This window comes from Arhodomonas sp. KWT2, assembly GCF_041949875.1.
Taxonomy (GTDB): Bacteria; Pseudomonadota; Gammaproteobacteria; order Nitrococcales; family Nitrococcaceae; genus Arhodomonas; species Arhodomonas aquaeolei.
Genome location: NZ_JBHFPQ010000041.1, coordinates 143,548 through 168,084 on the forward strand (window position 1 = coordinate 143,548; position 24,537 = coordinate 168,084).

19 protein-coding genes are annotated in these 24,537 nt (G+C 71.2%); 8 read left to right on the plus strand and 11 right to left on the minus strand.

What is annotated here, in order from left to right; all coding sequences use genetic code 11:
* Positions 1-25 precede the first annotated feature (25 nt).
* Entirely contained in the window at positions 26-1,411 is a 1,386-nt protein-coding gene (locus ACEZHJ_RS09125) for a PLP-dependent aminotransferase family protein (RefSeq protein WP_018717546.1), read from the minus strand.
* Positions 1,412-1,657: 246 nt separating this feature from the next.
* Here ACEZHJ_RS09125 and ACEZHJ_RS09130 point away from each other — a divergent pair, with 246 nt between their 5' ends.
* The 5 genes from ACEZHJ_RS09130 to ACEZHJ_RS09150 all read left to right on the plus strand — a co-directional run bounded on the left by ACEZHJ_RS09130 (position 1,658) and on the right by ACEZHJ_RS09150 (position 7,110).
* Positions 1,658-2,713, plus strand: coding sequence for a substrate-binding domain-containing protein (locus ACEZHJ_RS09130; protein ID WP_163143493.1), 1,056 nt, complete (start codon positions 1,658-1,660; stop codon positions 2,711-2,713).
* A 70-nt stretch (positions 2,714-2,783) separates the two neighbouring features.
* Positions 2,784-3,332: a TRAP transporter small permease subunit gene (locus ACEZHJ_RS09135; RefSeq protein WP_259201820.1), complete on the plus strand. Its 549-nt coding sequence runs from the start codon at positions 2,784-2,786 to the stop codon at positions 3,330-3,332.
* Positions 3,329-4,651 carry a TRAP transporter large permease subunit gene (locus ACEZHJ_RS09140; protein ID WP_259201821.1) on the plus strand — a complete coding sequence of 441 codons (1,323 nt, stop codon included), beginning with the start codon at positions 3,329-3,331 and terminating at the stop codon, positions 4,649-4,651. The genes ACEZHJ_RS09135 and ACEZHJ_RS09140 overlap by 4 nt, the downstream gene beginning before the upstream one ends.
* A gap of 19 nt (positions 4,652-4,670) precedes the next feature.
* A complete protein-coding gene (locus ACEZHJ_RS09145) occupies positions 4,671-5,945 on the plus strand; it encodes a hydroxymethylglutaryl-CoA reductase, degradative (protein ID WP_018717550.1) in 1,275 nt (424 codons plus the stop codon).
* Positions 5,946-6,063: 118 nt separating this feature from the next.
* On the plus strand, positions 6,064-7,110 hold the full coding sequence (locus ACEZHJ_RS09150; RefSeq protein ID WP_205599766.1) for an SMP-30/gluconolactonase/LRE family protein: 1,047 nt from the start codon (positions 6,064-6,066) through the stop codon (positions 7,108-7,110).
* A gap of 40 nt (positions 7,111-7,150) precedes the next feature.
* On the opposite strand, the gene folE2 is transcribed toward ACEZHJ_RS09150, so the two are convergent.
* Positions 7,151-8,113, minus strand: coding sequence for a GTP cyclohydrolase FolE2 (folE2, locus tag ACEZHJ_RS09155; RefSeq protein WP_163139331.1), 963 nt, complete (start codon positions 8,111-8,113; stop codon positions 7,151-7,153).
* Positions 8,114-8,288: 175 nt separating this feature from the next.
* Between folE2 and zigA the strand changes: the two genes are divergently transcribed.
* Positions 8,289-9,554 (plus strand): zinc metallochaperone GTPase ZigA, encoded by a 1,266-nt coding sequence (gene zigA / locus ACEZHJ_RS09160; RefSeq protein WP_163139330.1) that lies wholly within the window; start codon positions 8,289-8,291, stop codon positions 9,552-9,554.
* Positions 9,551-10,588 (plus strand): GTP-binding protein, encoded by a 1,038-nt coding sequence (locus tag ACEZHJ_RS09165; RefSeq protein WP_163139329.1) that lies wholly within the window; start codon positions 9,551-9,553, stop codon positions 10,586-10,588. Before zigA ends, ACEZHJ_RS09165 begins: the two co-directional genes overlap by 4 nt.
* Position 10,589: 1 nt before the next feature.
* On the opposite strand, the gene ACEZHJ_RS09170 is transcribed toward ACEZHJ_RS09165, so the two are convergent.
* The 8 genes from ACEZHJ_RS09170 to ACEZHJ_RS09205 all read right to left on the minus strand — a co-directional run bounded on the left by ACEZHJ_RS09170 (position 10,590) and on the right by ACEZHJ_RS09205 (position 18,294).
* Positions 10,590-11,387: a hypothetical protein gene (locus tag ACEZHJ_RS09170; RefSeq protein WP_018717555.1), complete on the minus strand. Its 798-nt coding sequence runs from the start codon at positions 11,385-11,387 to the stop codon at positions 10,590-10,592.
* A 58-nt stretch (positions 11,388-11,445) separates the two neighbouring features.
* Positions 11,446-12,789, minus strand: coding sequence for an amidase (locus tag ACEZHJ_RS09175; RefSeq protein WP_163139328.1), 1,344 nt, complete (start codon positions 12,787-12,789; stop codon positions 11,446-11,448).
* A gap of 12 nt (positions 12,790-12,801) precedes the next feature.
* Entirely contained in the window at positions 12,802-13,476 is a 675-nt protein-coding gene (locus ACEZHJ_RS09180; protein ID WP_018717557.1) for a DUF2848 domain-containing protein, read from the minus strand.
* Between the two features lie 14 nt (positions 13,477-13,490).
* On the minus strand, positions 13,491-14,774 hold the full coding sequence (locus ACEZHJ_RS09185) for a TRAP transporter large permease (RefSeq protein WP_018717558.1): 1,284 nt from the start codon (positions 14,772-14,774) through the stop codon (positions 13,491-13,493).
* Entirely contained in the window at positions 14,771-15,358 is a 588-nt protein-coding gene (locus ACEZHJ_RS09190) for a TRAP transporter small permease subunit (protein WP_018717559.1), read from the minus strand. The genes ACEZHJ_RS09185 and ACEZHJ_RS09190 overlap by 4 nt, the downstream gene beginning before the upstream one ends.
* Before the next feature lie 57 nt (positions 15,359-15,415).
* Complete coding sequence (locus tag ACEZHJ_RS09195) at positions 15,416-16,474, minus strand: TRAP transporter substrate-binding protein (RefSeq protein ID WP_018717560.1); 1,059 nt, start codon at positions 16,472-16,474, stop codon at positions 15,416-15,418.
* A 35-nt stretch (positions 16,475-16,509) separates the two neighbouring features.
* A complete protein-coding gene (locus ACEZHJ_RS09200; protein ID WP_018717561.1) occupies positions 16,510-17,310 on the minus strand; it encodes a putative hydro-lyase in 801 nt (266 codons plus the stop codon).
* 87 nt (positions 17,311-17,397) lie between these two features.
* Positions 17,398-18,294 (minus strand): LysR family transcriptional regulator, encoded by an 897-nt coding sequence (locus ACEZHJ_RS09205; protein WP_163139327.1) that lies wholly within the window; start codon positions 18,292-18,294, stop codon positions 17,398-17,400.
* 197 nt (positions 18,295-18,491) lie between these two features.
* Here ACEZHJ_RS09205 and ACEZHJ_RS09210 point away from each other — a divergent pair, with 197 nt between their 5' ends.
* Positions 18,492-22,343 (plus strand): AAA family ATPase, encoded by a 3,852-nt coding sequence (locus ACEZHJ_RS09210; protein WP_163139326.1) that lies wholly within the window; start codon positions 18,492-18,494, stop codon positions 22,341-22,343.
* Between the two features lie 126 nt (positions 22,344-22,469).
* On the opposite strand, the gene ACEZHJ_RS09215 is transcribed toward ACEZHJ_RS09210, so the two are convergent.
* A complete protein-coding gene (locus ACEZHJ_RS09215; protein ID WP_163139325.1) occupies positions 22,470-24,503 on the minus strand; it encodes a hypothetical protein in 2,034 nt (677 codons plus the stop codon).
* Positions 24,504-24,537 lie beyond the last annotated feature (34 nt).

The following is a 24,537-nucleotide window of genomic DNA, read 5'->3' on the forward strand; positions in this document are numbered from 1 at the left end:
ATCCGGCGTCAGCCGGTGTGCGTGCTCAGCGCCCGGCCGTCTCGCGCCGGAGGAAATCGAGCAGCCGCTCGTCCGCGGCGTGGGCGACGTTGATGCGCAGTGCCGGCGGCCGGTGCTCCTCCGACTGGTGGAAGATCGACGACGGTGCCAGGAAGATCCCCTCCGCCGAGGCCCGTCGGGCGACCGCGACATCGTCCAGCCCCTCCGGCAGCGGGCACCAGAGGTAATAGCCGCCGGTGGGCGGCTCGATCCCGGTGATGCCGATGGACTCCAGCGCCGTGACCCCGGCGGCGCTGGCGCGGGCGACGCGGTCGCGCAGCCGGGTGAGATGGCGGCGGTAGCGCCCACGCACGATCATGTCGTGGATGAGCCGCTCGATGGCCCCCGAGCTGGTCACCACGGTGAGCATCTTGATGTCGGTGAGCGAGGCGATCAGCCGCGGGTCCGCGGCGATGAAGCCGCTGCGCAGCGCCGCCGACAGGGTCTTGGAGAAGGTGCCCAGGTAGATCACCCGTTGCAGCGCATCCAGTGCCGCCAGCCGCGGGGTGCTGCGGGGCAGGATGTCGGCGAAGGCGTCGTCCTCGATGAGGATCAGGTCGTGGCGTTCGGCGATCTGCAGCAGCCGGTGCATGGCCGCCAGCGACATGTCCGTGCCGGTGGGGTTGTGGGCCATGGGCTGGACGAACATCAGCCGTGGGCGGTACTCGCGGATACGCTGCTCCAGCTCGGCGAGGTCGGGCCCGTCCGGGCCGCGGCGCACACCGGCGATACGGGCCTTGTTCAGCCGGAGTTTGCCGAACAGCGGATAATAGCCCGGCGTCTCCACCAGTACGGTGTCGCCGGGCTCGACGAAGTGGCGGACCAGCAGGTCCAGGGCGTGGTTCGCGCCGAAGGTGAGCAGCACCTGCTCCGGGCCGGCGGAGATCCCGCGCTCGCCCAGGGTGCGCGCGACGGTCTCGCGCAGGGGCGGGAAGCCCTGGGGATGACCGTACTCGAAGTCGTCCTCCGCCTCGCCCTGGCGGCCGGTGCGTTTGAGGTAGCGGCCGAGCTCCGAGGTCTCCATCCAGCTCGTGGGCGGGCGGCCGTCGCCGGCGCGCACGGTATAGTGGCGGTTGAGCTGCTCGCGCAGCAGCGAGACCAGGTCGATGGCCTCGGTGAAGTGTTCCGGCGGTGCGCTCGGCTCGCTGCGCCGGCGGTAGGCGACGTAGAAGCCGGAGCCGCGCCGCGGCGAGAGATAGCCGGTGGCGACGAGGCGGTCGTAGGCCTCCACCACCGTGTTCTTGGATACGCCGTATTCCCGTGCCGCCGCCCGGATGGAGGGCAGCCGCGCACCGGTGTTGAGCTGGCCCTCGTCGATGCTGCGGGCGATGCGGTCCGCGATCCGCCCCGCCCGGGAGTCCGCCTCGGTCATGGTGTCTCCCCTGCAAGGTGTTCCGGGGATCCGCTGCCGCCGCGTCCCCGGAATCCCGGTACGGTGCCCGCCGGATAGGCCGTCGCCGGCCCTGCCGTGCGAATTGTACCTCTGTTTTCGTGGGTACAGTACAGGGTACAAAGGCGGGAACTGTACCTTGTTCAATCCATGTCAGTGTCCGAGTCTAGCGCAAAAACGTGAACACCCAATCCGCGCAGTCCCCGCGCGAACCGGAGGAGAGAGAAGATGACCGATCGCAAGTTCAATCGCCGTTCCTTCCTGAAGGCGGGCGTCGCCACCGGCGCCGCTGCGTCCACCCTCGGCCTGCCCGCGATCAGCGTGGCCCAGGACCAGCCGAAGGTGTCGTGGCGCATGCAGGCGCTGTGGGATGCCGGCACCACCCCGTACGAGTTCGAGAAGCGCTTCGTCGAGCGCGTCTCCGAGCTCACCGGCGGGCAGTTCTCCATCAAGCTGTACTCCGGCGGCCAGCTCGTGCCCTCCGCCGAAGCCTTCGAGGCCGTGCGCGGCGGCGCCTTCGAGATGATGAAGACCTTCGACGGCTACGAGGCCGGCTCCATCCCGGCGTTCGCGTTCACCAGCACCATCCCGTTCGGCTTCGAGCAGCCGGACCAGTACGAGGCCTGGTTCTACGAGCGCGGCGGCCTGGACATGGCCCGCGAGGCTTACGCGCAGGCGGGGCTGCACTACATCGCGCCCACCGTCTACGGCCAGGAGCCGATCCACTCGAAGTTCCCGCTGCACCAGCTCGACGACATGAAGGGCAAGAAGGGCCGTTTCGTCGGTCTCGCCAGTGCGGTGATGGGGGCGTTCGATGTGTCCGTCACCCCCATGCCCACCGCCGAGGTGTACCAGGCCCTTGAGAAGGGCGTCATCGATTTCGCCGACCGCGGTGACCTCACGGCGAACCTGGAGGCGGGCCTCGACGAGGTGGCGAAGTACGTGATCGTGCCCGGCTTCCATCAGCCGACCACCGCGACCAGCTACGTCGCTAACAAGTCCGCCCACGACAAGCTCCCGAAGAGCTACCAGGCCGCGCTCGCGGTGGCCGCCCGGGAGACCTCGGCGGCGCTGCGCCAGCACATCCTGGCCCAGGACGTGATCGCCCTGCGCAAGTTCCAGGAGCGGGGCTGTGAGGTCATCCATCTCGGCCCGGAGGTCGTCAAGCAGGGCCGGCCCACGGCGATGGAGGTCTGGCGCGAGACCGCCGGCGATAACAAGCTCGCCACGCGCATTCTCGACAGCCAGGTCGAGTTCATGAAGCAGCTCGGCCTCATCGGCTGAGCAACGCCCCGTCCGCCCCGGGCAGCCGCCCGGGGCGTCCAGTCCCTAGGTGCAACCGGAACGCTCGGGTATGCCTGTTCTCGACGGTTTCTGCACGCTGGTGACGACGGTCAACCGCTGGCTGGCCGGCCTCGTCTCCGTGCTCGTGTTCGTGATGGTGGCGGTGATCTCCTACGAGGTGGTCATGCGCTACTTCTTCAACAGCCCCACGGTGTGGGCGCTGGAGCTCTCGACCCTGCTGCTCGGCCCCTACTTCATGCTCGCCGGACCGTATCTGCTCCACGTGGGCGGGCACGTCAACGTGGACGTGCTTTACGCACGGCTGCCGCGCCGGGTGGCGGCGGGGTTCGACTGCCTGACGTTCCCGGTGATCATCGCGCTGTGCGTGATCGTGGTCCACGAGAGCTGGCCGGTGGCGATGGACGCCTACGCCAATGGCGAGACCTCCTTCTCGGCGTGGAATCCGCCGGTGTGGCCGGTCAAGCTGCTGGTGCCGGTGTCGTTCTCGCTGCTGCTCGCGCAGGCGCTCGCCGAGACGGTACGCGCGGCCCGGCGCGCCATGGGTCGTGAGGTCGGGGACGAGACGGATGCCGGACGCGGCGGGGAGGTGGGCCCATGAGCTCCAGCCTCGTGCTCGGCATGATGTTCCTCGGGCTGCTGGTGCTGCTGCTCTCCGGCATGCCACTGGCCTTCGTGCTCGCCTCGCTGGCGGTGTTCTTCACCCTGTCGCTGTGGGGCACCCAGGCGCTGGTCATCACGGTGCTCCAGACCGTGGACGTGATGACCTCGGAGATACTGCTCGCGATCCCGCTGTACGTGCTCATGGCGAGTGTGCTCCAGCGATCAGGGCTGATCGACGACCTCTACCGCGCCATGGAGCTGTGGTTCCGGCGCCTGCCCGGCGGCCTCGCCGTGGGCACGGTGGCGATCTGCACGCTGATGGCGGCGATGACCGGCATCGTCGGCGCCGCGGTCGCGGCGATGGGCATCCTCGCGCTGCCGTCCATGCTCCGGCGCGGCTACGACGAGCGCCTGGCGCTCGGCACCATCTGTGCCGGCGGCACCCTGGGCATCCTGATCCCGCCGTCGGTGATTACCATCGTCTACGCCGCCACCGCCCAGGTGTCGGTGGGCAAGATGTTCGCCGCCGGCATCGTCCCGGGACTGATCCTGGCCGCGCTGTACATGGGCTACGCGGTGCTGCGTGCGACCCTGCGCCCGGACATGGCCCCGAGGCCCGACGAGGCGCCGCCGAGCATGCGCGAGCGGGTGATGTCGCTGCGCTCGCTGGTACTGCCGACGGTGATCGTGATCGGCGTGCTGGGCAGCATCTACGGCGGCATCGCCACGCCCACGGAGGCGGCGGCGGTGGGCGTGGTCGGTGCCCTGATATCGGCGGCGCTGCAGCGCGAGCTCAACCTCGCCAACCTGCGCGGCGCGGCCTGGGACACCCTGCGCGTCACCGCGATGATCATGTGGATCACCATCGGCGCGAAGGCGTTCGTGTCCATCTTCACCGGCACCGGCGGTGCCGACTTCCTGCTGACCTTCATCCAGGATCTCGAGGTCAATCGCTGGCTGGTGCTGCTGGCGATGATTGGCGTGCTGGTCTTCCTGGGACTGTTTCTCGACGAGATCGGCATCATCCTGCTGTGCGTGCCGGTGTTCCTGCCGGTGATCAACGCCATGGACTTCGATGCGCTGTGGTTCGGCGTGCTGTTCCTGATCACCGCGCAGATGGCCTACATCACGCCGCCGTTCGGCTACACGCTGTTCTACCTCAAGGGCGTGCTGCCGCCGGGCATCGGCATGGAGACGGTCTACCGCGCGATCATCCCGTTCCTGCTCCTGCAGGCGGCCGCGCTGGTCCTGTTCATGATCTTCCCCGACATCGTGACGTGGCTGCCCGACCATCTCGCGCAGTCCATGCGCTCCTGAACCACGAGGAGAGACGGCAATGGCCGAGAAGACTTCCCGCATCCCCGGTTTCTTCAAGCTTCCGCCGCAGGAGCGGCTCAAGCGCGTGGCTGAGATCGCCGGCCTCGACGAGGCCGCGGTCAGCCACATGTCCAACACCGGCAATCTCTCCGCCGAGTCGGCGGACGCGATGATAGAGAACGTCATCGGCACCATGAACGTGCCGGTGGGTGTGGCCACCAACCTGATCGTCGACGGCGAGGAGACCCTGGTGCCCATGGCCACCGAGGAGTCCTCCGTGGTCGCGGCGGTGAGCAACGCGGCCCGCCAGTGCCGCGACAGCGGCGGCTTCCACACCGCCATGTCCGGTGCGCTGATGATCGCCCAGGTGCAGCTCGTCGACGTGCCCAACCCGGAGTTCGCGCGGCTGCAGATCCTCGAGCACCGCGATGACATCCGCGCGATCTGCGACGAGACCGACCCGGTGCTGAGCCAGCACGGCGGCGGCTTCCGCGACGTGGAGGTGCGCGTGCTGGAGGGTCGCAGCGGGGCGATGGTGGTCACCCACCTGATCGTCGACACCCGCGACGCGATGGGTGCGAACGCCGTGAACTCCATGGCCGAGGCCGTCGCCCCGGCGATCGCGCAGTGGACCGGCGGGCGCACCTACCTGCGCATCCTCTCCAACCTGGCGGACCGCCGCCTCGCCCGGGCCCGCGCGACGTGGACGCCGGAGGCCATCGGCGGCGCGTCGGTGCGCGACGGCATGATCGCCGCCTATGACTTCGCCGAGGTGGATCCCTACCGCGCCGCCACCCACAACAAGGGCATCATGAACGGCGTCAGCGCCGTGGTGCTCGCCACCGGCAACGACACCCGCGCGGTGGAGGCGGGTGCCCATGCCTACGCGGCGCAGACCGGCAGCTACCGCTCGCTCACCCGCTGGGAGGTGGACGCCGAGGGCAACCTCACCGGTACCCTGGAGATGCCGCTGGCGGTTGGCCTTATCGGTGGCGCGACCCGCTCGCACCCCACCGCGCGCGTCTGCCTGGACATCATGGGGGTGACCACCGCGGAGCGTCTCGCCCGGAACATCGCCGCCGTGGGTCTCGCCCAGAACTTCGCCGCGCTCAAGGCGCTGGCGACCACCGGCATCCAGAAGGGGCACATGGCCCTGCACGCCAAGAACATCGCGGTGATGGCCGGGGCCACCGGTGACGAGGTCGACGCCGTGGCCCAGGAGCTGGTTGCCGGCGGCACCGTGCGGGTGGACATCGCCGAGGCGGTCCTCGCCCGGCTGCGCGGCCAGGGCTAGCCCGCCCCGTGCCGCGATAGACAAGAAATGCACCGCCGGTGACCCGGGGCGGATCCGCCCCGGGGCCGGCAGGGCATCGCCGGCCATCCCGGCCGGCACCAACGAGGAGGAAAGAGCAATGATCGGCACGTTCCCGAGAGCGGCAGCCGCCGCTGCGGTGGCCCTTGCCGCCGCGCTCACGGCGACACCGGCGGTATCGTCCGCCGCGGACGACGGCGTGCAGGCCCTCGCCTATACCGCGGATATCCGTTCCCCGATCCCGATACCGCCGGCGGAGCAGGACCTGCAGACCATCGTCGCCAAGCGCTGGTTCAAGGTCTCCGACGAGCCGCTGCAGCTGGAGGGGCCGGTCTTCGACGCCGACGGCAACCTCCTGTTCGTGGAGGTCTTCGGCGGTCGCGTCTTCCGCCTGAGCCCCGAGCGCGAGCTGGAGACGCTGGTCGGGAAGAACGACCTCGGCTCCGCCGGACTCGCCGTGGGCGATGACGGGCGTATCTACATCGCGGGCCTGGGCAACTTCAGGGACACCGGGCGTATCGTCTCCGTCGCCCCGGACGGCAGCGACATGCAGACCGTGGTGCCCGCCTCCGCCGGCTACCTGCCGGACGACCTGGTCTTCGACGACGATGGGGGCTTCTACTTCACCGACTTCCAGGGCACTTCGACCGAGCCCGTGGGCGGCGTCTACTACGTCTCCCCGGACGGCGGCGATATCACCCCGGTGCTGCCGAACATGGCCATCGCCAACGGTGTCGCCCTCGGGCCGGACGGCGAGAAGCTGTGGGCCACCGAGTTCAGCGCCGGCCGGCTGCACCGCCTGGAGATGAAGGGGCCGACCACCGTGGCGCCGTTCGGCACCGCCGTGCCCTACCATTTCACCGGCTGCTGTCCGGATTCCATGCGCACCGACACGGACGGCAACGTCTACGTCTCCATGTACGGACAGGCGCGGGTGCTGGTGTTCAACGACGTCGGTATCCCGATCGGCCAGATCCTGCTCCCGGGGCACGACGAGGGCCGGTTCCTGCACTCCACCAGCCTCGCGATCAGCCCGGACGGCAGGGACGTCTACATCGTCTCCAACGACCGCGGCGGCGAGGGCGGTGCCTGGATCTTCAAGGCCCGCGGATTCGCCAGTGGCACCCGCCAGCCCGGCGGCGGCTGAGCGGCGACGCCCCCCGGTGCCGGCCCCCGGGCCGGCACTGTTACCCGCGCGATATCTCCCCTGTCCCTCCGCGGGACCACCCAGCGGCGGCAGCCGCGTCCGGGTCCACCGTCGCGACCGCATCGTGGGCATGCAGGCTCTCCAGGTGGCGCACCTTGATCGCCACTCCGGGATACCGGGGCGAGAGTGTCCGGGCGAGAAGGCGGCCGGCGTCCTCCACGTACATCGGCTGATCGCCATTGCGACGGGCGAACGCCTGTTCGTCCCGGCGTTTCACCATGGTCTGCACAGGGGTGTGAAGTGTCCGTTCCACGGCGTCGATCAGTGTCACGAGGCCCAGGGCGTGTGCCGCCGGGTCGGGGTGCACGGTGACACACGCGAGGCTGCGCTGGCTGTGGGGGACCGCCAGGGTACCGTGCTTCTCCAGCCATTTCGTTACCGTGTCGACCGATACCGCATCCGTACCGCGGAATCGGTCGGCGAATGCCTCGGCCAGGGCGCGGCGTGACAGCGCGGCCGAGCAGGGGCATGTCGACGAGTAGGTCAGCTCCACGGCCAGTGTCAGCTCGGTGTGGCCGGCCCCGGCGGCCCGCCGGGCCCGGATCCGGACCGGGTAGCTGTGCCAGCCCCCCGGGCCTTCGCTGACCAGGGCCGGGCGTCGCAGCATGAACGGAAACCGGAGCGTACATTCCGCCGAACGGGTCTCGCAGTCCCGGTGACTCGCCACGGCCTCCGTCAGCACGGCGGTCAGCGAGTCCGGGGTCAGCGGCGAGGCGCTGAACCGCTCGAGCATCCGGTAGAGACGCGACATGTGGATGCCCTTGACCGCGCCCTTGCCGCCCGGGAGGTCCACGCCGATATCGACACGGCAGGGGCTGGTGGCGAGGCCGTCGGGCTCCTGCAGGGTGATCGGTAGGGCGATATTCTCCATGCCGACCCAGTCCAGGGGCTGGGCGTGCTCGTCGGCGGCTTGTGTGGCGACGTCCGGAAGGTTGCCCGTCATTGGTTGCTCTCGTCCCTCGTCAGGTTACTGCCCACACCCGGTTCCGGGGCGGACATGCTTGCGGAATTTTAGTTATTATATAACATAACAATTGTGTCATTCACTCTCCTGCGGCGGCAGCCCCGCACCCGCCGTGCCGGGGCCGGCCACCGCGGGCCGGGAACGGAAGAACATCATGACAGCCATCGATCCCCCCGCTGACGGCCGCCTGCCGGTTACCGTGCTCTCGGGGTTCCTGGGAGCGGGCAAGACCACACTGCTCAGCCACCTCCTGCACAACCGCGACGGCCGGCGTGTGGCCGTGATCGTCAACGACATGTCCGAGATCAACATCGACGCCGCGCTCACCAGCCGGGAGGTCCAGCTCAACCGCACGGATGCGCGCATGGTCGAGATGACGAACGGGTGCATCTGCTGCACGTTGCGCGAGGATCTGCTCGTCGAGGTCGGCCGGCTTGCCCGGGCCGGGCATTTCGACTATCTCGTCATCGAGTCGACCGGCATCTCCGAGCCGATGCCGGTGGCCGAGACCTTCACCTTCGCGGATGAGCACGGCGCGAGCCTCTCGGACGTCGCCCGTCTCGACACCATGGTGACGGTGGTGGATGCGGCGGCCTTCCCCGTGGACCTGGAACGGGCCCAGGGCCTGGAGGAGCGCGGCGAGTCGATGGGCGAAGGGGACGATCGCACGGTCTCCGACCTGCTCATCGACCAGGTCGAGTTCGCCGATGTGCTGGTGATCAACAAGGTCGACCTGATAGCCACGGAGGAGAGGCGCCGGCTGGAGCACGTACTGGGACAGCTCAACCGCCACGCCGAGATCGTCCACGCCGTCCATGGCCGTGTCCCCGTCGACCGGGTCCTGGGAACCGGGCGTTTCGATTTCGAGCGTGCGGCCACGGCCCCAGGCTGGCTTGCGGAGATGCGCGGCGAGCACGTTCCGGAGACGGAGGAATACGGCATCGCCAGCTTCACCTACCGCCGCCGCCGGCCCTTCCATCCACACCGCCTGGCGCAGGTACTGAGCGACGGCTGGCCGGGTGACGTATTGCGGGTGAAAGGGTTCTTCTGGCTCGGCTCGCGTTGGGACATGGCCGGCCTGTGGTCCCAGGCCGGCGGCATCATGCGCCACGGTCCTGCCGGGTACTGGTGGTCCGCGACGCCGCAGGCGTACTGGCCCCGGGACCCGGAGTCCCGGCTCGCGATCCACGAGGGCTTCGCCGGGGACTATGGCGACCGCCGTCAGGAGCTGGTGTTCATCGGCCAGAACCTCGACCCCGCGGCGATCGAGTCCCGCCTCGACGAGGCGCTTATGAGCGACCGTGAGATCGGTGACCTCGACCGGCGGGCCCCGGACCTGTACGACCCTTTTCCGGAGTGGTTCGCCGGCCTTTCCCCGGCGGATGGGGAGGACGGCGAAACGGCGGACTCCGCGCTATGAGCGGACCGGGCGATACCCGAATCCCCGTGACGATACTGAGCGGGTTCCTCGGCAGCGGCAAGACGACGGTGTTGAACCACCTCGTCCGCCAGGCGGCGATGCAGCGCGCACTCGTCCTCATCAACGAGTTCGGGGAGATCGGTATCGACCACCAGCTGGTGGCGTACAGCGACACGGGCGTGACCGTGGAGATGTCGAGTGGCTGCCTGTGCTGCACCATACGGGGCGATCTCGTCAGGACACTGCGTGAGGCGGTTTGGCGTTACGCCCGGGCCGGGCGGACCTGGTTCGATCGTGTCGTGCTCGAGACCACCGGCCTCGCCGACCCCGCCCCCATCATCCATACACTGCTCAACGACGGCGGCCTGGCACGGCTGTTCTATCCCGCCGGGGTCGTTACCGCGGTGGACGCCGTCAACGGCGATGCCACGTTGGACCGACAGGATGAGGCGCTGAACCAGGTCGCGGTCGCCGATCGTGTTCTCCTCACCAAGCGGGACATCGCCGATGGGGGCGTCGTGGGGCGCCTGGAGGCACGTGTGCGCCGGCTGAACCCGACCGCGCGGCTGTTACCGGTGGAACACGGCGAGGTGGCCGCGGAAAGGCTGCTTCCGAACGCACCCGGCGCCCCGGGTCGTGACGGCGCCGATATCCGGGCGTGGCTGGGGAACGCCTGTGACGACGGACTCGGACACGAGAATCATCACCACGACGTCAACCGCCATGACCACGCCATCAGGGCCGCCTGCCTGACCCTGGACGAGCCGGTACGGCGGGAGGTGCTGTTCTCCTGGCTCGGGGCGCTGGTCTCCTTCCGGGGAACGGATCTGCTGCGCCTCAAGGGTGTCGTCAACGTCACCGGCGAGGATGGACCGCTGGTGGTGCACACGGTCCAGCACACCTTTCACCCGGTCGTATCGCTCCCGGCCTGGCCGGATGATGACCGGCGCAGCCGGTTCGTCGTGATCGCACGCCACATGGACGAAGGCATGCTGCGCGACAGCCTCGATACGTTTATCGCGAGCATGCCGTAGGCTATCCGGACGTGCCGGATCGGCGCCGTTCGGCGCGGTGGCCGGCGGCGAGGAGCGCCATGCTCACGGTCACCGACGCGGCGAATGCCAGCGCGAAGGCGCCCATGCCGCCGGCCACTGGCGCCGTTGCGGCCTCCACCGAGGCGAAGGCGACCAGGCTGAGCATCCCGCCCTGGGCGGTGGCGAGGGTCGCGCGCGCGACCGCCGGGCCGAAACGCTGGTGCAGGGTCAGCGAGATCATCGTGAACCCCACCGGGAAGCCGGTGAGCGTGCCGGCCACCCGCGGCCCGGCCTCCGCCGCCACCGTCGTGACCACGCCCACCAGAACGCCGCCGGCGAGCCCGCGTACCAGGAGGTCGAGCCGTCGCGTGGGTGCGCGGACCCGGGGGCGCGGCAGATCCAGGCGCCGGCGGATGGCCGCGGCGAGGGCGAACAGCGCGGCGTACGCCGCCAGCCCCACGACCCAGCCCCCGGGGATCGTCGCGAACGCCGCCGCGGCGGCCACCCAGGCCGCCACCGCCGTCGCCAGGCTGGCCACCGGGCCGAGCCGGGCGGCGGCGAGGACGTAGGCGACCAGGAACACCAGCGTGGCGGTGAGCGCGTGCAGGGTCGCGACGGCGGCGTCGGCGAGGAAGGACGGCGGCCGTTCCAGGCCGAGGAAGAAGAACGCCGGGCCGAGCACGATGGGGGTGCCGGCGATCACCCCGCCGAGGCGCGGCCCCAGCCGGGCGACGGACAGCGTCACGGCGATGATCACCACCGCGGTGGTGATCATCTTCACCAGTCCGGTCAGCAGCATTGCGGTGCCTCGCCGGCGGTGTCGCGTCCACCCGGCGCCACTCCCGGTACCCCGGTGCTCATCGGCGGACGTCGTCCAGCACCGCCTCCACGCCGGCGGCCCGGGCGAGCAGGCGGCGGTCGTCGCCGTTGCGCCCGAGCAGCATCAGCCCCACCGGCAGCTCGCCGGCCGCGTGGCACGGCAGGCTGATCCCGCAGAGGTCCAGCAGGTTGCCCACCGTGGGGTTGCGCAGCACGAGCAGGTTGGTGCGGGCGTAGGCGTCGTCGTCCTCCAGCGCGTCGAAGCGTGGCGGCACCACCGGCACCGTGGGCGCGAGCACCGCGTCGAAGGCGGCGATGCGGGCGTCCATGCGCGCGACCTGGCGCCGGCGGGCGGTGAGGAGGTCGAGGTAGTCCGCCGCGGAGATGTCGGCACCCCGCTGGATGCGGCTGCTCACGCGGGGGTCGTAGGCGTCGCCGGCCTCCGCGAGCAGGTCGCGGTGGAACCAGTAACTCTCCGCCGCGGTGAAGCCGCCGCCGGCGAGGAGCTCGCCGAGCTCGTCGAGCTCCGGCATGGCGACGGTGGTCACCCGGGCGCCGGCCCCTTCCAGCGCCGCCACGGCGCGCTCGAACGCCGCGGTCACGGTGGCGTCCATGTCTGCGGTGAGGTAGCGGTCCGGCACCGCCAGGCGCAGGCCCGCGACCGCCTCCGGGGTGAAGGCCGTCTCCGTCTCTCCGGCGAGCACCGCGTCCAGGAGCGCGCAGTCCGCGACCCGGGGCGCGATCGGGCCGACCGAGTCGAGGCTGTGGGACAGCGGCAGCGCCCCGGTCAGGGGCACGCGGTGCTGAGAGGGCTTGAACCCCGTGAGCCCGCAGAACGCCGCGGGGATGCGCACCGAGCCGCCGGTGTCCGAGCCCAGCGCCGCGGCGGCCATGCCGCGGGCGACGGAGACCGCGCCGCCGGAGCTGGAGCCGCCGGGGATACGCGCCGGGTCCGCCGGGTTGGCCGGGGTCTCGTAGTGCGGGTTGAGGCCGAGCCCGGAATAGGCGAACTCGGTCATGTTGGTGTGGCCGGTGAGCACCGCGCCCGCGGCCCGCAGCCGGGCCACGGCGGTGGCGTCCGCGGTGGCCGGGACGGCGTCGGCGAGCACCCGCGAGCCGGCATGGGTGACGGCGCCGGCGACGTCGAACAGCGCCTTCACCGACACCGGCAGACCGGCCAGGGTGCCGGCGGGCAGGCCGGCGTCGAGCAGGCAGTCGCAGGCGGCGGCCTGGGCGCGCGCGGTCTCGGTGAACACCGTGGTGTAGGCGCGTGCGTCGTCGCCGACGCGCTCCAGGCAGCCCTCCAGGAGGGTTCCGGCGCGGGTCTCGCGGCGCCGCAGCGCGGCGAGGGTCTCTTCCACGGGGCGGGTCTGGTCGCTCACGGCGTCATCTCCTCAGGCCATAACCGGCAGGGTGTGGATGCTGTAGGCGTGCTCGATGCGCCGGCCGAGCACCGGGTCGATCAGCGCCATCTCGAAGCGTGCGGCCGGCCGCGGGCCGCCCGCCACCGGCAGGGTACCGCAGAGCATGGCCGTGCCCACCGGCAGGCTGGCCTCCGGCCGGCCGAAGCGCTCCAGCAGCGCCGAGGGCGTGAGCAGCCCGGCCACCGGGCCCTCCTGGTAACTCACGCGGTCGCCGTCCATCACCGCGTGGGAGGCCAGCCGCAGCTGGTCCCAGTGGGGCAGGACGTCGCTCAGGCGCCACAGCCGCGGGGCCACCGGCTTGGGGCAGACCTGCTTGGAATGGGCCACCGACCAGGTCTCGGCCTCGCGGTCAGTGTGGTCCGAGCCGACACCCACGCAGGTGCCCTCGGGGGTGCCGATGAGCAGCACCTCGATCTCGCCGCTGGTGTGCTCGCCGAGCATCTGCACCTCGGTGTCGGTGGTGGCGAGGTTGGCCCCGACCCGGTAGAACAGCGGCGTGCTCGACGGCGGCGTGACGCCGATGGCGCGGAGCTCTTCGATGTGCTCCTGGATGGCGTCGGCGTCGCGGCCGGCCCAGCCGGCGATGACGAACTGGTTGATCCCGACGTCGACGGCGCTGCCGTCGTCGAGGGTGAAGCTCAGCATGGTGGTCTCCGTTGTCAGTTGAGCACAGCGGGGAGGAAGAGGGCGAGCTGCGGCACGAGGATGAGCACCGCGGCCATGATCAGCATGAACGCCACGTAGGGGATGGCCCCGAGCATGACCTCGTTGAGCGAGCCGCGCCCGCGCACGCCCTGCACGACGTAGAGGTTCAGGCCCACCGGCGGCGTGATCAGCGCCATCTCGATGAGCAGGATCAGCAGCACGCCGAACCACACCGGGTCGAAGCCCTGGGCGACGATGATCGGCGCGACGATGGGGATGGTGATCACCATCAGCGACAGCGTCTCGACGAAGAAGCCGAGCACCAGGTACAGCCCGATCACCAGCAGCAGCGTGCCGTAGGGGCCCAGGCCGGCGGTGGCGATCAGTGACTTGATATCGTCGGTGACGCCCGCAGAGGCGAGCACGAAGTTGAGGAAGTACGACGAGATGATGATCAGCATGATCATGCCGGTCGTCCGCATGGTCCCGTCGATGGCCTCGACGATCACGCCCACGCTCAGCCGCCGCATCAGTGCGGCGATGACCAGCGCGCCGACCACACCCAGCGCGGCCGCCTCGGTGGGCGTCGCCCAGCCGGCGTAGATCGAGCCCACCACCAGCGCGAACAGCGTGAGCACCGGCACCAGGTGGCGCAGGCCGGTGAAGCGCTGGCGCCAGCTGTGATGGCGCCTCGGCCCGCCGAGGCCCGGGCGCAGCGTGCACAGGATCGCGGTGCCAGCGATGAACAGGGTCGCCAGCGCGAGACCGGGCAGCAGGCCCGCGGCGAACAGCCGCGGAATGGAGGTCTCGGTGAGGAAGCCGTAGACGATGAGGTTGATCGACGGCGGGATCATGATCCCGAGGGTCCCGCCGGCGGCGATGGAGCCGGCGAACAGCCGCTCGTCGTAGCCGAGCCGCGGGGCCTGGGGCATGGCCACGGTGCCGATGGTCGCGGCGGTGGCGACGCTGGAGCCGGAGGTCGCCGAGAACAGCGTGGCGGTGCCGATATTGGCGTGCAGCAGCCCGCCGGGCAGCCACGACAGCCACGCCTCCAGCGCCTCGTAGGTCTTGCGTGCCACGCCGGTGCGCACCAGCACCTCGCCGAGGAGGATGAACAGCGGGATGGCGATGAGCAGGAAGCTGTCCGACGCCGACCACAGCACCTCGCCCATGGCGCGGTGCAGCGGGAAGGCCGAGAAGAATTCGTCCAGGAACAGCGCCAGCGCGATCAGCGTCGCCGCGACCGGGATGCTGAGCACCAGCAGCGTGAGCAGCACGAGCAGGGCGATACCGATCATGCCTCACCTCCCTCGGCCTCGATCTGCTCGTCCAGAGTCGCGCTGCCGGCCACGCGCTGGGCGCCGGCCGGGTCGCGGGCGATCAGGGCGACGAGCACGCGCAGCAGCAGCACTGCCACCACCAGGCTGAACCAGATAAGTCCGCCGGCCCACAGGCCCTGGGGGACCCACAGCGGGGTCTGCAGCGGGGTGTTGGCCAGCGCGTTGTCCGCGAAGGAATTGCCGGCGACGCCGGTGACCGCCCCGACGACGAACACGCAGAACAGCGCCAGCATCGCCAGCGCCAGCAGGTCGAGCACGGCGCGCACCGGGCGCGGCATGAGCACGTAGAGCACGTCGATGCGGATGTGCGCCTTGCGCAGCAGCGAGTGCGCGAACGACCAGCTCGCCGAGATGGCGAGCACGTAGCCGGACAGCTCGGTGGAGGCGCCGAGCGACTCGCCGAGCAGCCCGCGTGAGAGGATCTCGAGGGTCACCATCGCCACCGTGGCGAGGATCAGCAACCCGCCGAGCCGCGCCAGCCACAGCGACACGACGTCCATGCCGGTGATCAGGCAGTCCAGGGTTCGGGCAATGCGCTCCATCGGGGCGGCCTCTGTCCGGCCGGGCCGCGCGTCGGCGGCCCGGCCTGCGGGGGTGGGTTACTCGGCCTTGGCGGTCAGCCCGGTGACCTTGCCGATGGTCTCGTTCCAGCGCTTCACTGCCTCGGCGTCCACGCTGCCGGCCCACGCGGGGAGGACATCCTCCTCGAGCTTGCGGCGGGCGAAGTCGAAGTCCTCCTGGGTGGCCTCGACTAGCACCATGTCCCCGGGCTCGCCGCGGCTGCACTCGCCGTGTCCGGTCAGGCAGGCGACGCCCTCCTTGGTCTCGTCCACGGCGGAGTCCCACACCGGCTGCTCGTAGTTCCGGTGCACCTCGTCCATCAGCCAGTCCTGCACCTCGGGGGAGAGGCTGTCCCACTTGTCGCCGTTCATGGCGGTGATCACGTAGTCCCAGCCGCCCACGGGCAGGGGATAGAGGTGGGTGGCGACCTCGTACCAGCCGGCGCTGTAGCCGGACAGCGAGCCGGTGACGGCGCAGTCGATCACGCCGCGCTCCAGCGCCCCGGGCACCTCGCTGAAGGCCAGGGTCACGCCCTCGGCGCCGATGGCGTCGAGGAACTGCGCGGTGGTCCGGCCGCTGGCCCGGATCTTCTTGCCCTTGAGGTCCGCGAGGCCGCTGATGTCGGCATTACAGAACACGACCTGGGAGGGATAGGGCACCGCCGCGATGAGCTTGGCGCCGCCGAAGCTGTCCGAGAGGATGTCGTCGAGCACCGGCTTGTAGGCGTCGACGATCTTCTTCGCGGTAGCCACGTCCGGGGCCATCATGGGGATGTCCATGCCGGCGAGCTCCGGGGCATTGGAGACGGTGTAATCGCCCACCGTCGAGCCCACGTCGAACACGCCCTGGGAGAGCAGCTTGAAGACCTCGCCGCCCTTGAGCCCCATCTGGTCGAAGGTCGTGACCTCGGCGGTCACCTGGCCGTCGGAGGCCTCGGAGAGGTGTTCGCCCCAGAACGGCTTCTCGAAGTTCTGGTACAGCGACAGGCTCGACCAGCTGCCGACGTAGGCGAACTCGGTGGCGGGCAGGTCCTGGGCCTGGGCAGCGCCGGCGAGCAGCGCGGCGGCCGCGGCCGTGCCGATGAGTCGTTTCTTCATGTCGTTGCTCCTCGTCATGGCTCGTTATTCCCGGCCTACATGAGGGCCAGTTCGTGATCCCGGATGTCGGTGACCAGCATGTGGCCGGGGCTGTGGGTGATCGCGAAGGGCAGTCCGGCGCGCTCGAGGGCGCGTTGCGGGGTGACGCCGCAGGCCCAGAACACCGGCAGCTCGCCGTCGGCGACGGTGACCGCCTCGCCGTAGTCGGGGCGGGCCAGGTCGTCGATGCCGATGGCCGCCGGGTCGCCGAGGTGCAGCGGCGCGCCGTGGACCTGGGGGTAGCGGGTGCAGATCTGTACCGCACGGATCGCGTGCGCCGGGGCGAGCGGCCGCATGGACACCACCATGGCGCCGCCGAACGGGCCGGCCGGGGCGAGCTCGATGCTGCTGCGGTACATGGCCACGTTACGGCCCTCGGCCACGTGGCGCAGCGGGATGCCGTCAGCGAGCAGGGCGTGCTCGAAGGTGAACGAGCAGCCCAGGGCGAAGGTGACCAGGTCGTCGCGCCAGAGCCCGGCCACGTCGGTGGGCTCGTCGCTCAGTGCGCCGTCGCGGAAGACCCGGTAGCGCGGGACGTCCCGGGCGATGTCCAGGTCCGCACCGAGGCGGGCACAGCCGCGCTCGCCGGGCTCGGAGACGGCGAGCAGCGGACACGGGCGCGGGTTAGCGGTGCAGAAGCGCAGGAACGCCGCCGCATCCGCCTCCGGGAGGATCACCAGGTTCACCTGCACGAAGCCCGGGGCGAGGCCGGCGGTCTGCCCGGCCAGGGTGCCTGCCCGTGCCGCCTGGCGCACCGCAAGGGCGCTCCCGCCGGCGGGGGTGCCGTGTTCGTTCATGTCGTCGCCGATGTGTCGCGGGTGTTACCCAATACAGTTAGGTGACATCGGCTATCAGGTCCAATCGATATTTCGGATCAAGATTGATCAGGATTCTCGATCAGGGGCGGGATCCGCGGCGATCCGCACCGCCAGATCGGCCACCGCACGGGCCACGGTGAACTCCGGCGTGTTGGCATGGCAGACGTGGAAGAGCAGCGGCGGGGGTTGGACCTCGGCCCGGAAGCGGCGCAGGGCACCGCGCTCGATCTCCGCGGCGATGATCTCCGGGGGCAGGGCGCTCACTCCGATACCGTCCACGGTCATGCGGATGATCGTCGCCAGCGACGAGCTCGCGTGGATGCGCATGCGTGCGCCGGCCTGGCCGAGGAGACGCTGCAGCGCCAGGTGGGGCTGGCTCAGACGGGGGTAGGTGATGATCGGCCAGCGGGCCAGCTCCTCCAGCGAGACCGGCTCGCCGGGCAGCGCCAGCGCCGGGCTCGCGACCCACTCCAGGGGGTAGCGCGAGAGCGTGCGGCTGGTGATATCCGGCTGGTTCACCGGGCCCATGAGGAAGGCGATGTCCAGGTCGTGGGCGGTGAGCTTCTCGGCCAGGTTCACCGAGGTGTCCACGTCCAGCTCCAGGCTGAGGGCGGGATAGGCCTCGTTGACGCGCTCGATGAGCCGCGGCAGCCAGGTGTAGACGATGGTCTCCACCACCCCGAGGCGGATGCTGCCCTGGATCGCGCTGGGGTCGGCGACGGCGTTGAGCATCTCGCTGCGCAGCGCGAGCAGCTGCTCGGCATAGGCGAGCATGTCCCGCCCGCGGGCGGTCAGCGTGACCCGGCGGCCGGCACGGTCGAACAGGCTCACGCCGAGGGTGCGCTCCAGGTTGGCGATCCGCGAGGAGACCGAGGGCTGGGAGGCGTAGAGTCGCTGGGCCGCGGCCCGGAAGCTGCCCAGCCGGGCGATCCAAACGAAGGTCTCGAGCGTGCGGAAGTCCATGCCATCCCCGTCGCAGGTCGCGGGCGCCCAGAATAGCGCACCGCGGCGGGCGTGCGCGCGGCGTTGCCTCTGCTAGGATAAACGGTTGATCCGTCACGGGGCCCGGAACGGGCAGCGTGCGGCAAAGGGGGTAGATGCGGCAGTGACAGGGGGCGAGGCGGGCACCGGCCCATGGCCGGTACGCAATGGGCACTGACATGCCAGAAGAACGTAAGAACAATGCCATGACCGGGCTGTCGCTGCGGCTGCTCGGGCCGATGGAGGTGCGCGTCGCCGACACCGTCGTGACCGGGCTCGAGGGCACCAAGGCCGGCGCGCTGCTCGCCTATCTGGCGATGGCGGGTGACGAGGCGGTGCCGCGTGGCCGGCTGGCCGCCCTGTTCTGGCCGGATTTGGGCGATACCGCCGCTCGCAACAACCTGCGCCAGACACTCTATCAGCTGCGCCGCCGCCTCGCCGTTCCGGCGCTCGGCGACGCCCACGTGCTGCACCTCGGCCGTGACGCGGTGCGGATCGACTCCGATACGGCGTTGCAGGTGGACGCCCTGGCGCTGCATCCGCCGCCGTCATGTTGCGGGGTAACGCCCCGCAGTCACGCCTGCCGTGCCGCGCTGGGTGCCATGCAGGCGGCGGTGACGGGCTATCGCGGTCCGTTCCTGGCCGGATTCTCCGCGGAGGCGCTGCCCGCGCCGGTGCTCGACTGGCTGGTCGGCTGGCGGGAGGCGGCGAGGGAGACCGCCGCGGCCACCCTCGACCGGCTGGTGGCCTGCCTTACCGGCGCCGGCGCGCCGGAGCGGGCCGCCGAGCCGGTGCGCGCCTACCTGGCCGCCGAGCCCCTCGACGAGCGGGCCCACCGCCTGCTCATGGGCATACTCCTGCGCGCCGAGCGTTTCGATGAGGCGATCGCGCAGTACGATCACCTCGCCGGGCTGCTGCGCCGGGAGCTGGACGTGGACCCGGCCGCGGAGACCGTGGCGCTGTGCGAGCGCGCCCGGGCCCGGCGCGAGCAGCACCGTCTCGCCGCCGAGGACGCCCCCGAGAACACGCTGGAGCGCCGCCCGGTGACCGCAGTGGGCGTGCATTTCCGCCCCGGCGGGGACGGTGACCCGGAGGCCCGGGCGGCTCATGTCGCCGCGGCGAGCCGTGCGGTCAAGGCCATCGCCGGCCACTACGGTGGCCTGGCGGTGCATACCCACGGCGGGCGGATGATGATCTACTTCGGCGTTCCCGCAGCGAAGGACGCCACCACCCTGCAGGCCGTACGCGCTGCCTGGCGCGTCGCCGGCGAGTCATTCGAGGGCGGCGGCGTCCGCGTCGCCGTCGATGCCCGGCAGCTGATCACGGACGCCAGCCCGGAGCTGCCCGACCCCTGCGGCGAGCTCTCCGACGCCGTGCTCGACCTCGCCAGCCGCGCCCCGGAGGGGGGATGCCTGGTCACCGACGACGTGCGCACCCGCATCGAGCCGTACTTCGACCTCAGCGTCGTGGAGTCGGCGCCGGATGCCTCCGGCCTGCACCGGCTGGTCCGCGACCGCCAGCTCATGGACCGGGTCTCGGTGGACCGCTGGTTCGGCCGTCTCTCGCCCCTGGTCGGCCGCGAGGAGGAGCTGGAGGCCCTGCGCGGGGCCTGGAGCAGCGCGTGCGAGGGCGGGGGCGGCAGCGTTGCCGTCGAGGCGGAGCCCGGACTTGGCAAGACCCGCCTGGCCGGGGCGCTGGCGGGTGAGGTCCACGCCGGCGGCGGTGTCGTGCTGTGGCTCCGCAGCCATCCCGAGACCCGGCGCCAGCCGCTGGCGCCGGTGACGGCGGCCCTGCGCGGCCAGCTCGCGGCACACGCCGAGGGCGAGCCCGAGCCGGACTGGCGCGAGGAGATGCGCGCGTTCCTCGCCGAGAGCCCCGGACTGTATGCCGACAGCGAGGCCGCCCCCGCGGGCGCGGCCGGCGTGGCCAGCGCGACCCGCCGCCGCGACCGGCTGATCGGGCGGTTCATGGCGGTGATCCGCGGCATCGCCGCCCGCACCCCGGTGCTGGTCGTGCTGGAGGACCTCCACTGGAGCGACGCGACCACCGTGATCCTGATCCGGCGCCTGCGCCGGGAGTTCGCGCAGGGCCGGGTGATGCTGCTGATCACCGCGCGGCCGGGCACGGTCTATCCGTGGCGGCAGGAGGACCCGGTGGCGCGCGTGGAGCTCGGGCACCTGTCGCCGGCGGCGGGGGAGCGACTGATCGAGAGCCTGGCACCGCCGCAGATGCCCGGCGGCGTGCGCCGGCGCATCCGCCAGCTCGGCAACGGGGTGCCGCTGTTCATCGAGGAGCTCGTACGCCACTACGTGGCGACCGGTGAGGACGGCGCCGTGCCCGCCACGCTACAGGACCTGCTCGCCGCCCGCCTGGAGGCGCTGGGCCCGGCCCGCGGCCTCGCCCGGCTGGCGGCCACCCTCGGCCGGGTGTTCGAGCGCGAGGTGCTGGCCGCCGTGTCTACCCTGGACGGCGACGAGCTCGACGACGGACTGCTTCATCTCAGCGAGTGCGGCCTGATCGAGCCGGATGTGGACGAGGTGGCGGGGCGCCACCGCTTCCGCCATCCGCTGATCCGCGAGGCGGTGTACGCCAGCCAGCCGGACGGCGAGCGCCGCGCCGCGCACGCCGCCATCGCCGAGGTTCTGGCGGAGCGCTTCCCCGGGGTCGGCGAGACCGACCCGGGCGTCATGGCGCACCACCTCGCGGAGTCCGGGCAGGCCGGGGCATCGCTGCCCTGGCGCATCGACGCGGGCTACCGCATGCTCGCCCGCGCGGCCCATCGCGAGGCGGAGGACCACTTCAACGACGCCCTCGCCGTGGCCGAGGCGCTGCCGGAGGGCGAGGAGCGGCGCGACCGTCTGGTCAACATCCTCCTCGGCCTGGGACTGGCGCGGCTGGCACGGGAGGGCAACGGCTCCCGGGACGTCCACGCGATCCTCCAGCGCGCCCGCGGGCTGCACGGCTCCGGCAGCGATCCGCGGCGGCATTTCCTCGTCCTCTGGGCCGAGTGGCAGACCAGCGGCTCCCAGAGTGGTTTCAGCGAGGCCCAGTACCTCGCCGGCGAGATGCTGCGCCTCGCCGACGCCTGCGACGATCGCTGCATGCGCATCGCAGGCTATAACGCACTAATCAGCGGTCACTTTTCCCTGGGCGAGCTGGAGACGGCGCTGGAGTGCATCGAGCATATCCGCGCCCTCTACCGCGACGAGGACCATCCCCGGCTGATGGAGATGCTGGGCGATAATCCGGCCTTCTCCGGGCTGTCCTTCGGGCCGGTGATCCTCTGGCATCTGGGTGAGCCCGATCGGGGCCTGGCACTGGCCGACGAGATGGTCGGCCTCGCCGAGCGGGCGGACCACCTGCCCGGGCAGGCCTACGCGCTGACGGCCCGCGCCCTGCTGGCGCAGTGCCGCGACGACCCGGAGGCAGTACAGGCGGATGCCGAGCGTATCCTCGCCATCGCGAACGCCCAGGAGTACGCGCTGTGGCAGCGGGCGGGCTGGGCGCTCTCGGGCTGGGTGCAGGCGCGCACCGGCGATGCCGCGGGCATCGACCTGATCGAGCGCACCGCCGGGGAGATCCGCCAGGTGGCCTACTCGGTGAGCACCACTGTCTACCGGCTGCTGCTCGACGCCCTGCTGCGCTGTGACCGCCTGGAGCGGGCGGGCGAGGTACTGGAGCAGGCGCTGGCGGATGTCGAGTATCTGGGCAACGTGCGTTTCCTGCCCGAGCTCTATGCCCAGCGTGCCGAGATCGCCTACCGCCGTGACGGCGACCGCCACGCCCTGGCGGAGGACCTCGCCCTGAGCGAGGCCACCGCGGAGACCCAGGGCGCGATCATGGCGGTGCTCGCCGTGCACGTGCGGCGGGTGGAGCTCGACCTGCCGGTGGTGCCGGGCACGGACCCGCGCGCCGGCCTTGCCGCGGTGCTGGAGCGCGTCCCCGGCCGCGGCGACTACGGCCTGCTGCACCGCGCCGAGGCGCTGGCGCAGGGTGTGGAGCCCGCCCGCGGTTACGGGGCCGGGCGCTGAGCGTCGTACCGTCCGGTGCGGCCCGTGGACGTGGGTCCGCTCACGCCGGCCGCGGTGGGGCGTGTCCGGGCCTTTGCCGGCGGGGCCGGTCAGGCCCCGCCGGCATGCAGTAGCGGGTGAGGGCGCTCAGGCCCAGGGGCCGACGCCGGCGTCCGCCTGCAACCCGGTGTCGCTGATGCGCCCGGCGCCCCAGCTCCGCTGGATGTAGCCGATCACCGCGTCCAGCTCCGAGGGCGGGACGTCCGCGGGGGCGCCGCCCTCCAGCGGGTCGTAATGGAAGATGTAGACCCGGGAGGCGAATTGGTCGAAGGGCAGGGACGCCTCGCCGAAGAACTCGCCGTTGCCCGAGGTGCTGACCCGCACGCCGTCGCCCCAGTCCTGGCCGCTGTCGTTGTTGGGGTTGAAGAAGTACATGCGCATGACCCCGCCCGGGTCGAGGGCGGCGCGCAGCAGCGAGATGGCGTGCCAGCCGATGAAGCGCGCCGCGCTGTCGGTCACGGCGATGCCCGCGGGCTGCGGGTGGATGATCGGCTGGTTGCCGTTGTAGTAGGGGTGGTAGCAGGCGTAGAAGTAGCGCAGGAACTCCTCCAGCCCCACCAGACCGCCGGTGGCGACGTCCACGTTGATACGGAAGCCGCGCCCGGCCCACCAGCCGTGGAACTCCGGGTTCACCCAGCGGTGCGGATCCCCCTCGCGTCCGGCGCAGCGCCGGCCCATCTCGGCGTAGATGTGGTCGAGGTGCGGCACCACCAGCAGCGAGACCGGATCCAGGTCCATGGGCAGGGCGGTGGCGACGCCGGAGGCGCTTTCCCGCGAGGAGATCGGCTGGCCCTCGAAGTGCATGACGATCTCGTCGTCCCGTGCCGCCCAGGCCACCATCTGCAGGAGGTAGTCCGGGTCATTGTAGGCCCACATGGACAGCGCCCGCGCCGACTGGCAGGTGGGGTTGTTGCCCTGGCCCACACCCAGCGGCAGCCCCAGCACGCACAGCACGCCCTCCAGCAGCCGCGCCTCGGGTGTCACGGCCTCGCCGAACGACAGGTTCAGCCGCTCGCGGGACCACGGCGACAGCGGCAGCGCGAGCTGGCGCCACAGCGCCGGGGCCACCGGCGGCTGGTAGAAGATGCCGCGCTCCAGTGCCAGGGCCAGGCCGTAGACCGCCTGGGGCGTGGCCGGGTGCACCGCCGCGTCGATCAGTTCGTGGACCAGCTCGCGGTAGCACAGCAGGCAGTCCCGTCCGGTGGCGGACAGCCCCAGGGCCTCGGCGATGATGTAGTCGCCCTCGCCGACGATCTGGCGCAGCAGCACCGCGTGATACGGCGAGACCAGCCCGGTGTCGTGCATGGCCCGGGCGCAGGCCGTGGCCTCGACCTGCAGGGACTTCGGGTCCATGGCCGCGAGGCGCTCGCGGTAGACCTCGACGCCCGGGTCCTCGCGGCAGGCCTGGGTCGGCCCGAAGAGGCTGCTCACCAGCCGGTCCGCGCCCTGACCGCTGGCGCCGAGCTCGATGTTGGGGTCGACCTGGCAGATGGCGATCTGGGTGATCATCTGCTTGGCGGCGTCCACCTGGATGGGCCGCTGCTGGAGGATGCGCCAGATCTCCTCGATGAGCCGGTCGACGATGTGCTCGTAGCCGATGCCGGCGGCGAGGTGCTGGAGCAGGTTGCGCGGCAGCTGTGCGAGCCGCCCCTGGGTGGTGCGCTCGGCCTCGCTCGGCGGGGTGAACAGCATCTCCAGGTTGAGCGCGAGCACCTGCGTGAGGTAGTGATGCGCCTGCTCCGCGGAGACCAGCGGATGGAGGTATTCGCCGCGGGCGACGGCGAGCAGGCGCAGCTCGCTCAGTGATTCGACCACCACCGCATTGGCGTCCGCGCTCTTGAGCGAGTGCGCGGCGAGTGACGGCACGAGGATCTGCGGGTCCGCCCAGTCGGAGCCGGCGAACACGCCGGCCTCCTCCAGCGCCTGCGCCCGTGCCTGGATGGCGGCGCAGCCGCCGGGCTGGAGCATCACGCGCCGGGCGGTATCGAACACCCGCGGGAGCTTCCCGGGCCGGGCGAACGAGCGGGCCCCGGCGAGGCGCTCTATGGCCTCGTCGAGGTCCGCGAGCAGCGCGGCGAGCCGGTCGTCGTCGGCCGGCGTGTCACCGGAGCCGTTCGTCACTCGTCCTCCTTGCCATGCGCGTGCATGGTCGTCC

Excerpts from the sequence above, each read along its gene's own strand:
- ACEZHJ_RS09165 (WP_163139329.1), top strand. The coding sequence starts at position 9,551 with ATGAGCGGACCGGGCGATACCCGAATCCCCGTGACGATACTGAGCGGG.
- ACEZHJ_RS09210 (WP_163139326.1), top strand. The coding sequence starts at position 18,492 with ATGCCAGAAGAACGTAAGAACAATGCCATGACCGGGCTGTCGCTGCGG.
- ACEZHJ_RS09185 (WP_018717558.1), bottom strand. The coding sequence starts at position 14,774 with ATGATCGGTATCGCCCTGCTCGTGCTGCTCACGCTGCTGGTGCTCAGC.
- ACEZHJ_RS09190 (WP_018717559.1), bottom strand. The coding sequence starts at position 15,358 with ATGGAGCGCATTGCCCGAACCCTGGACTGCCTGATCACCGGCATGGAC.
- folE2 (WP_163139331.1), bottom strand. The coding sequence starts at position 8,113 with ATGACGGGCAACCTTCCGGACGTCGCCACACAAGCCGCCGACGAGCAC.
- zigA (WP_163139330.1), top strand. The coding sequence starts at position 8,289 with ATGACAGCCATCGATCCCCCCGCTGACGGCCGCCTGCCGGTTACCGTG.
- ACEZHJ_RS09130 (WP_163143493.1), top strand. The coding sequence starts at position 1,658 with ATGACCGATCGCAAGTTCAATCGCCGTTCCTTCCTGAAGGCGGGCGTC.
- ACEZHJ_RS09135 (WP_259201820.1), top strand. The coding sequence starts at position 2,784 with ATGCCTGTTCTCGACGGTTTCTGCACGCTGGTGACGACGGTCAACCGC.
- ACEZHJ_RS09150 (WP_205599766.1), top strand. The coding sequence starts at position 6,064 with ATGATCGGCACGTTCCCGAGAGCGGCAGCCGCCGCTGCGGTGGCCCTT.
- ACEZHJ_RS09180 (WP_018717557.1), bottom strand. The coding sequence starts at position 13,476 with ATGCTGAGCTTCACCCTCGACGACGGCAGCGCCGTCGACGTCGGGATC.
- ACEZHJ_RS09125 (WP_018717546.1), bottom strand. The coding sequence starts at position 1,411 with ATGACCGAGGCGGACTCCCGGGCGGGGCGGATCGCGGACCGCATCGCC.
- ACEZHJ_RS09145 (WP_018717550.1), top strand. The coding sequence starts at position 4,671 with ATGGCCGAGAAGACTTCCCGCATCCCCGGTTTCTTCAAGCTTCCGCCG.
- ACEZHJ_RS09170 (WP_018717555.1), bottom strand. The coding sequence starts at position 11,387 with ATGCTGCTGACCGGACTGGTGAAGATGATCACCACCGCGGTGGTGATC.
- ACEZHJ_RS09200 (WP_018717561.1), bottom strand. The coding sequence starts at position 17,310 with ATGAACGAACACGGCACCCCCGCCGGCGGGAGCGCCCTTGCGGTGCGC.
- ACEZHJ_RS09140 (WP_259201821.1), top strand. The coding sequence starts at position 3,329 with ATGAGCTCCAGCCTCGTGCTCGGCATGATGTTCCTCGGGCTGCTGGTG.
- ACEZHJ_RS09205 (WP_163139327.1), bottom strand. The coding sequence starts at position 18,294 with ATGGACTTCCGCACGCTCGAGACCTTCGTTTGGATCGCCCGGCTGGGC.
- ACEZHJ_RS09195 (WP_018717560.1), bottom strand. The coding sequence starts at position 16,474 with ATGAAGAAACGACTCATCGGCACGGCCGCGGCCGCCGCGCTGCTCGCC.